Below are 8304 nucleotides of genomic sequence, written 5' to 3' on the forward strand. Positions count from 1 at the left end.
CAAGTGTCTCTCACGAGCCGTGCAAGTGTCTCTCATAAGCCGCACAAGTATCCTCTAAAACCGCCCCCAAACGGCCCAAAACGAAGCCGAAGCCGGGCAAAACAAAAATATTAACTTTTTTTTGGCAAATATTAGGTTGTAAACAAAAAAAACATGTAACTTTGCAACCTAAACCTAAACATCTAAAAATTAACGCCTAATGTCTCTTCAAAACAAACATGCTTATTTAATCATCGCACACAATGAGTACCCCGTGCTGAGGACCTTGCTGTCGATGCTCGACGATGAGCGTAACGACATCTACCTCTACATCGACCGGCGCTCGCGCAACCTGCGAAAAAGCATGCATCATTACGAACTGAGCAGAGCCAAGCTCTACATCATCCCCAATCCCATCAAGCTGTATTGGGGTGACATCAGCTTGGTCGAAGCCGAATTTACCCTGCTGGAAACAGCTTCCGCAAACGGTAAATACGCCTATTACCACCTGCTGTCGGGTGTGGATCTTCCACTGAAAAACCAGAACTACATCCACGACTTCTTCGACCGCCACGCCGGACAGGAATTTGTGGAATACTGGCACAGTCCCGAACACCAGAAAGACCTCGATCGGAAAGTCTCGCGCTACTACCTCTTCACCAAGAGTCTGCGCCCCAACGACCGCTGGCACGCTTTCACCATGCCTTTCTACAACTTTGTACTCATCCTGCAAAAGCTGCTCCACTTCCGCCGCAAGCACGAAGTCGGATTCCAGAAAGGCTCGCAATGGTTCAGCATCACCAACGACTTCTGCCAATATCTGCTCAAGGAGAAAGCCTTCGTACTGAAACGTTTCAAATATACCCTGTGCCCCGACGAGATATTCATCCAGACCGTTCTGTGGAACTCCCCCTTCCGGAAAAACATCTACCGGCCCGAGGACGAAGCAGCCGGCAACATGCGCCTCATCGACTGGCACCGCGGAGGACCCTACGTGTGGAAGAAGCGCGACTACGACGAACTGGTACAGTCCGACAAGCTCTTTGCCCGCAAGTTCAGTTCCGACCAGATGGAGCTGGTGAACCACCTGGAAGCCACCTTCGCCTGCTAAATACCGTGAAGGCCTTCCGGCCTTCGCGACAAACAACCGCCTAAAACTGACCGACGAATGAAACAATACGATTACCTGATTGTAGGAAGCGGACTCTTCGGAGCCGTCTTTGCCCACGAAGCCCACAAGGCCGGAAAACGCTGTCTGGTGATAGAAAAACGCCCACACACGGGTGGAAACATCTATTGCGAGGAAGTGGCAGGCATCAACGTGCACAAGTATGGCGCCCACATCTTCCATACCGACAACAAGGAAGTGTGGCAATACGTCAATCGTCTGGTCGAGTTCAACCGATACACCAACTCTCCCGTAGCCAACTATCAAGGGAAGCTCTACAACCTTCCCTTCAACATGAACACCTTCTACCAGCTATGGGGAGTGCGAACACCTGCCGAAGCACAAGCCAAACTGCAGGAACAGTGCGCCGCCTATGCACACATCAGCCAGCCCCGCAATCTGGAGGAGCAGGCTCTCAGACTGTGTGGCAATGACATCTACCAGTATCTGGTGAAAGGATATACCGAAAAGCAATGGGGATGTGCCGCTACCGAACTGCCGGCCTTCATCATCAAGCGGCTTCCTTTTCGCTTCACTTTCGACAACAATTACTTTAACGATCCCTATCAGGGCATCCCTTACGGAGGCTACAACCGCCTCATCGGATTGCTGCTCGAAGGTGTCGAAGTACGTACAGGTGTCGACTATCTGGAGCACCGTGCCGAACTTTCCGCACTGGCTCACCGTACCCTCTACACCGGATGCATTGATGCTTACTTCGACTATGCCTGCGGACACTTGGAGTACCGCAGCCTGCGCTTCGAACACAAACTGCTGGAGGGCGTTGCCAACTTCCAAGGAAACGCCGTGGTCAACTATACCGACCGCGAAACGCCCTACACACGCATCATCGAGCACAAGCATTTCGAGTTCGGCCAACAGCCCGATACCGTCATCACCTACGAGTACCCCGACAGCTATGCGCCCGGCAAAGAACCTTATTATCCCGTCAACACCTCGGCCAACAACGAAATCTTTGCCCGCTATCAGTCCATGGCCCGACAAACACCCGACGTGCTGTTCGGCGGTCGTCTGGCCCAATACACTTACGCCGACATGGACGATACCATCGCTGCGGCACTGAGTCTGTGGCGCAGTCAGCAGTAACGTCCTTTGCCAGCCGTCTGCCACAAACCTCAGGGAGACAAAAAATATCTACAGCAGTTCTTGTTTTTTACCGAATAGGTTCTATCTTTGCAAGGTAGTAATACTAAAACGCTAACCGAATTTCTAATATAAAACAAGAATTGCAATACACATGTCATGCACGATAGCCCTTTTGATTATATATAATCACCGGTACGATAAAAACATAAAACGCTTAGAAGAGATTTACGACAACCGATTCAGCCACATTTACCATATAGTACCCTTCTATGACGGCGATCTGCCCAACGTGATTCCCGTCTACGAATCTTCGTACTATTTCTCCGGATACATCAGCCAAGCCTATCCCCACCTGAAAGGGAAAGGCTACACCCACTTCTTCGTAGTGGCCGACGACATGATTATCCACCCTGTGCTGAACGAAAACAACCTGATCGAAAAGATGGGCCTGGCCGAAGATGAGTGCTACATAGACTACCTGCTGAAGCTACAAGAACTGACCTACCCCTGGCGGCAAACCGAAGCCATGAAATATAAGGTAAAGCAGAAAGGAGTAGAAGCCGCACAATTCCTGCCTACCGTAGAAGAAGCGCAGAAACAGTTCGACAAATACGGCATCCCTTATTCGGCCATACCATTCCGTCCGCTGATAGATATCCATTGCAAATACATCTTCAAATATCTGCGCAACTACAAAAGACGCCACCTCGACTATCCGCTGGTAGGCGGATATGCCGACATTCTGCTACTGACAGCCGACATCATGGAAAAATTCACCCTGTACTGCGGGGCTTTTGCTGCTACCCGGCTGTTCGTCGAATTTGCCATTCCTACAGCATTGGTTCTGTCGACCGACAAACTGAAATTTACCTCCGACACTCCGTGGGAATCCGGCGTAATGTGGCGCCCCCATTACGAAACCTTTGCCCAGCAGTACGGCTACAACCTCTCCGAACTAATGAAGAACTATCCGGCCAAAAAACTATTCCTGCATCCCATCAAACTGTCTAAATGGTCCTAACATGAAAATCGCTGTTATCGGCGCCGGCATATCCGGACTTGCCATCGCACATATACTGAAACAGAAACATGAAGTCATCGTTTTCGAAGCCGACGCACGCCCCGGCGGACTGATCAAATGCGACTACGTCGACCACAGCCTGTTCCACCGGACAGGAAGGCATGTATTCAATACCAAACGAAAAGACGTGGCCGACTGGTTCTGGCAACACTTCGACCGAGAAAAGGAATTTACTAAGGCCCTGCGCAATTCGGTCATCGCCATGCCCGACGGGAAAGAAATCCCCTATCCCATCGAGAACCACCTTTATCTGCTGGACGAAAACACACAGAAATGTGTCATCGACGACCTTCTGCGTATGTCCAGCTCCGCTGCCGAACCACCTCACAACTTCGAGGAATTCCTGCGTAAACGCTTCGGCGATACCCTTTACCGGCTTTACTTCCATCCCTATAACACCAAGATATGGCGTCGTCCTTTGAACAAAGTTCCCCTTGAGTGGCTGGAAGGCAAACTACCGATGCCCACCGCTGCCGAAATCGTGTACAACAACATCAATCACGTCAAGGAACAAACCTTTGTACACAGTTCATTCTATTATCCCCGGCAAGGCGGCTCACAGTTCATTGCCGACCGTCTGTCGCAAGGCCTCAACATCCGATACAACTCGGCTGTGAACCATCTGGAACAAAACAAAAGGAAATGGATTATCAACGAAGAAACTTTCGACAAGGTGGTATTTTGCGGCAACATCAAACAGTTACCCACCATGCTCAACGGACATACAGCCATACGCCTCTATGCAGACAGAATAGACAGGCTCGAATCGCATGGCACCACAACCGTCTTCTGCGAAATCAGCCCCAATCCCTACAGCTGGATCTACCTGCCTGACGGACAACACCCTTCTCACCGAATCATCTGCACCGGCAACTTCTCTCCGGCCAACAACTCACCAGTCAGCAACCATCCGACAAAGAGACTAACCGCCAGCATAGAGTTCACCGACCGGATAGAGAAAGAGGAAATTCTGGAAAATCTTGCCAAGATGCCTTACTGCCCCCGTTATCTGACCCATCACTACGAGCAGTATACCTACCCTATTCAGGACAAAGACACCAAAGCAGCCATCGCCAGCCTGAAAAACGAATTACGCCAGGCAGGCATATACCTTTTGGGACGTTTTGCCGAATGGGAGTACTACAACATGGATGTAGCCATCGGTGCAGCACTCGACATGGAGAAGGAGTTTGCCTAACTCCTTCCCATCACTTTTCTGAAGAAGTCGGGAACGGTATTGTCTACATAGATAAAGCCATCCTTACACAAACGGTCGTACACAGGTGTACCGATCACGCGGCCATACTCCATCTCCAGCTTACCTTCTTTGTACATCTGGTAGAAGTAACGCCAATGGCATCCGCCATGCTTGCTGGGGTTCTGTTCGAGCTGCTTGCCTCCGTTAATCATTTTCTCCATGAAGTGACGCTTGCCACGGATGTTGTAATGATAGACGTGTACTTTTCCCAGCTCCGAACGGCGAGGGAACATGGTTACCTTGTGGTTGCCCATCGAAATCTGCAGGTAACACTTAGTACGGTGAATCACTTTCTTGTTCTGATGGTCGAACAGCGAATAGAGCGACAGGTCATACTGTTCGGGTTGCGGAACGGTCTTTACCATCTTGTTCCACTGCCAGAAAGGCTTGTCTTCTTCCGGATAGACACTGCGCACCTCGCACTTCAGCACATTGGAGTGGGTAGCCGACAAATCATTCTTCAGGTTACCCGAAGGTGAGTACCACAACTCATCGGCATCGGCATTGATCACCCAGTCGGCCTTGTACACCGTCTTTGCTTTCCATATCATGCGGTCCACCCATACTTTCTGCTTGTAGTTGGTAGCCTTTTCCCAGATGACTTCCTTTACCCAGCCTTTCTCCTGATACTTGCGGATGATGTCCGGCGTACGGTCGGTAGAATTGTTGTCGGTGATAATGAAACAATCTACCCCCATAGCTTTATGAAACAGAAGATTGTCTTCCAGTACATCTTCCTCGTTCTTCACCAGCAGCGTCATCACCAGCCGCGGCGAAGGTGTCAGCCGGAAACCTCCGAAGCTCTCGGCAAGAGCCAGTCCTACCTTTTTCAGAAAATACATGCTCATAGTCTATCAGATTTGTTAATTAATCGCCACTTTCACCCAGCCTGCCGGATAGATGTTCGGTGTCTCGCAATGCTGGAACCAGCGGTTGGGAACAATCACAATCTTATCCTCGTGCGGGTCGAGCCAGGCTCCCCACCAGCTGAAAGTACTGTTGCAGATGATGTGGTGGCGACAATGGCTCATCAGCATCATGTCTTGCCAGCTTTCTTCTCCCTTGTTCCAGTCGATGTAAACGGCATTCTGCAAAGGGATGTTCTCCTTCACCCAGGCTATATCGTCGGAGAATACATAATACGAAGGTGCAGCCACCCTGCGGTTCATCTCGGCTATAGCATTCTGATAATAGGGAAGCTGACAGACACTGCCTGTAGTGGCCCAGTGTTGCGGTTGCAGATAGTCGCCCCGACGGATGTGCAGCGAAACGGCATTCGCATCGGCATCCAGCCGGCGAAGCAATTCGGCACTGCGGGCGTTCACCTTGCTACTGTCGAAGGTAAAAGCCTTGCGCACCTCATCCTTTATATCAGCAAAGAAGCGCTCGGACTGATAAAAGCCTTTGAAATAGAGCAGCGGCCACAGGTATTTCTTTTCGAATGCCCGCAGACTGTTGGGGTCCTGCTTGCGCTCGTATATCTTCTTAAAGAACAGAAACTCAATCACCTTTTTCAACGGTTGGTTGATGCAGAATTCCGTATGCGGCAGATTGAAGACGCGATGCATCTCGTAACCATGATGAACATGATAGTGCACCATATCCGAAAGGTCAATGCGCACCTTGGGATAGCGCTTCTTCATTCGCAAATAAAAGGCGTAGATAAACATCTGGTTACCCAGTCCGCCTGTCATTTTTATCAGTCTCATAACTGTCTGCTTCTATTATATATGTATAATTGGTTCTGTTTGCCATACTACCTGTTCATAATCCCCAGACGCTCGTGCAGTCCGTCACAATAAGCTTTCCACAGGCGGGCAATGTCGCCCCACTGCCAGGCATCGGAGAAGGGGCAGGTGAAGAACGCCACCAGTATATAGCCTATCACTCCGTTGAAACCACGAAGATACCTGACGGCCCAGTTGCGTCCGTAGTGATGGTTCAGGTACGTGGAATTGCGCACCTGATAGTATCGTTTCCATTTCTTTTTCTTGCTGCGTTCACTCCACGTGTCGTTCGAGAAGAACTTTTCCTTATCCATCAGAGCCGAGGGTACGTAGAGTATCTTGAATCCTGCCAACACGGTACGTAGGCAATAGTCGGTATCGTCGCAGAAGATAAAAAGTTCCTTGTTGGGCAACCCGATTTTTTCGATTACTTCCCGGCGGATAAAGGGACCTTCGAAGGCGGTTCCTTTCACCTCGGTAGGAGCGGTTATGGTCTGCTTCGACAGTTTCTTGCCGTACATCGAAGAAAAAGGATTGGTCAGGTTGTATTCCTGAAAATCGTGGGTGAAGATTTTTCCCTCCATCAAGCGGCGGGGCGCCAGAATACCTACGTCTTTTCGCCTGGCTTCGGCCAAGAGATGTTCCAGACAGTCGGCCCGCGGGAATACATCATCGTCCATGCACCACACCCAGTCGGCTCCTTGCTGATAAGCGCGTTGCATGCCAGTATAAAAACCGCCCGAGCCTCCTACGTTGGACTGATGGATGACGGTCAGGTCGCTCTGCTGGTCGAGCCATGCGGCAGTGCCGTCGGTGCTGCCGTTGTTTACCACTATGATAGAAGTAAGCGGCTTGTTCTGCCGCAAACAATGAATGTTTCTCTTCAGGAGTTCCTGACGGTTGTACGTCACGACCACAGCGATAATGTTCATAGCAGATTCTTGTTTTAAAGGATTCTTGTTTAATAGAGTTCTCCTCCCTTTTCGGTCTGAAGCCGCCGATAGTAGGAAATCAACTGAAAGCATTTCTCGGCATCGAAGCCCCGCACCTTGGCATATTCTTCGGCCATCAGGCGGTGCATCTCCGGAGTAGCGGGCAAGCGTTCGAAGTTACGGCATCCGCGCCGCAGGCCGATGTGCCCGATGTACATACGGTTCAGGTCGACTATCTCTATCTTGGCCGAACCGTCGGGCATGGGGCGGAACAGAATGTTGCCGCGGCCATAGTCTTTGTGGGCATATCCGTTTTCGTGCAGAATGGCAGTCACCCGTCCGATTTCGCGCAACACTTTCTCTTCGCACTCGAATTTCTGCACAAAAAGATCGGAATATACGTAAGGACAGTCGGACAGACAGCTGACGTAGTAACTCTTGTCAAACAACAGCCCCTGACGCTGGTCCATACTTCCGACGGGCTGTGGGGTGCCTACTCCCAGCTTCAGGAACGCATCGGCATAAAGGAAAGAACGTTTGGCCTTGGAAGCGCGAAACACGCCGTAAATCACACGGTTGAGCCAATTGGGCTGATGAAAGGATTTCACCACATAGGTGACTCCTCCGTATTCCATACGACGCAGTTCGTTCCGCCCTCTGTGTATCACCACGCCTTCGTTCCGACGAAAGCGCATAGGCAACGACAATATAAACGGCTCCAGACTTTTATAGTCCGGATGAATGGTCAATACCCTCGGATGAAGAAAACGATATAGAGCGGAAACCTTCCCCTTATCTTTTATCATAATGAATGTACCTAAGCTTATAGACAAAGCGTTGCCTCACAGCATCCAAGACAACGGAATTCGCGGCAAATATAGGCATTATTTGACAGACTTCCAAAAAACACATTGCCTGCCGACCACACAATTTCAATATGGAAGCCGAAGGAACTGAATTTTACCGGAAGAAAAGGCTGACTCCTGCTGAGAGACACTTGCATTCCATTTGTGGGACACTTGCACGGCTCGCGAGCCGTGCAAGTGTTATTC

8 protein-coding genes are annotated in these 8304 nt (G+C 50.3%); 4 read left to right on the forward strand and 4 right to left on the reverse strand.

The annotated features are described in order from the left end of the window. The first annotated feature begins 199 nt into the window (after nt 1–199). The 4 genes from QVP67_RS01930 (at nt 200) to QVP67_RS01945 (ending at nt 4533) form a co-directional block, all read left to right on the forward strand. Nucleotides 200–1090 carry a beta-1,6-N-acetylglucosaminyltransferase gene (locus tag QVP67_RS01930; RefSeq protein WP_022161875.1) on the forward strand — a complete coding sequence of 297 codons (891 nt, stop codon included), beginning with the start codon at nt 200–202 and terminating at the stop codon, nt 1088–1090. A 57-nt stretch (nt 1091–1147) separates the two neighbouring features. Continuing rightward, nucleotides 1148–2254 (forward strand): UDP-galactopyranose mutase, encoded by a 1107-nt coding sequence (gene glf / locus QVP67_RS01935; RefSeq protein ID WP_022161876.1) that lies wholly within the window; start codon nt 1148–1150, stop codon nt 2252–2254. Between the two features lie 151 nt (nt 2255–2405). Next, the gene (locus QVP67_RS01940; protein WP_022161877.1) at nt 2406–3275 is read left to right on the forward strand and encodes a hypothetical protein; all 870 of its coding nucleotides are present in this window, start codon (nt 2406–2408) and stop codon (nt 3273–3275) included. A 1-nt stretch (nt 3276) separates the two neighbouring features. Beyond that, nucleotides 3277–4533, forward strand: coding sequence for a protoporphyrinogen/coproporphyrinogen oxidase (locus QVP67_RS01945; protein ID WP_022161878.1), 1257 nt, complete (start codon nt 3277–3279; stop codon nt 4531–4533). Here the strand turns inward: QVP67_RS01945 and QVP67_RS01950 are convergent. The 4 genes from QVP67_RS01950 to QVP67_RS01965 are packed head-to-tail and all read right to left on the reverse strand — an operon-like array spanning nt 4530 to nt 8058. Then, the gene (locus QVP67_RS01950; RefSeq protein WP_022161879.1) at nt 4530–5441 is read right to left on the reverse strand and encodes a glycosyltransferase family 2 protein; all 912 of its coding nucleotides are present in this window, start codon (nt 5439–5441) and stop codon (nt 4530–4532) included. The genes QVP67_RS01945 and QVP67_RS01950 overlap by 4 nt on opposite strands. A 15-nt stretch (nt 5442–5456) precedes the next feature. Further along, nucleotides 5457–6302, reverse strand: coding sequence for an alpha-1,2-fucosyltransferase (locus QVP67_RS01955; protein ID WP_022161880.1), 846 nt, complete (start codon nt 6300–6302; stop codon nt 5457–5459). Between the two features lie 47 nt (nt 6303–6349). Then, complete coding sequence (locus tag QVP67_RS01960; RefSeq protein WP_022161881.1) at nt 6350–7252, reverse strand: glycosyltransferase family 2 protein; 903 nt, start codon at nt 7250–7252, stop codon at nt 6350–6352. A 29-nt stretch (nt 7253–7281) separates the two neighbouring features. Beyond that, on the reverse strand, nt 7282–8058 hold the full coding sequence (locus tag QVP67_RS01965; protein ID WP_022161882.1) for a lipopolysaccharide kinase InaA family protein: 777 nt from the start codon (nt 8056–8058) through the stop codon (nt 7282–7284). Nucleotides 8059–8304: the final 246 nt, after the last annotated feature.

Origin of the sequence: Bacteroides sp. CAG:633 (assembly GCF_000435115.1) — a bacterium.
GTDB lineage: Bacteria > Bacteroidota > Bacteroidia > Bacteroidales > Bacteroidaceae > Bacteroides > Bacteroides ndongoniae.

Bases quoted from the DNA above. Each gene is read 5' to 3' on its own strand.
- QVP67_RS01930 (WP_022161875.1), top strand. From the start codon at position 200: ATGTCTCTTCAAAACAAACATGCTTATTTAATCATCGCACACAATGAG.
- glf (WP_022161876.1), top strand. From the start codon at position 1,148: ATGAAACAATACGATTACCTGATTGTAGGAAGCGGACTCTTCGGAGCC.
- QVP67_RS01940 (WP_022161877.1), top strand. From the start codon at position 2,406: ATGTCATGCACGATAGCCCTTTTGATTATATATAATCACCGGTACGAT.
- QVP67_RS01945 (WP_022161878.1), top strand. From the start codon at position 3,277: ATGAAAATCGCTGTTATCGGCGCCGGCATATCCGGACTTGCCATCGCA.
- QVP67_RS01950 (WP_022161879.1), bottom strand. From the start codon at position 5,441: ATGAGCATGTATTTTCTGAAAAAGGTAGGACTGGCTCTTGCCGAGAGC.
- QVP67_RS01955 (WP_022161880.1), bottom strand. From the start codon at position 6,302: ATGAGACTGATAAAAATGACAGGCGGACTGGGTAACCAGATGTTTATC.
- QVP67_RS01960 (WP_022161881.1), bottom strand. From the start codon at position 7,252: ATGAACATTATCGCTGTGGTCGTGACGTACAACCGTCAGGAACTCCTG.
- QVP67_RS01965 (WP_022161882.1), bottom strand. From the start codon at position 8,058: ATGATAAAAGATAAGGGGAAGGTTTCCGCTCTATATCGTTTTCTTCAT.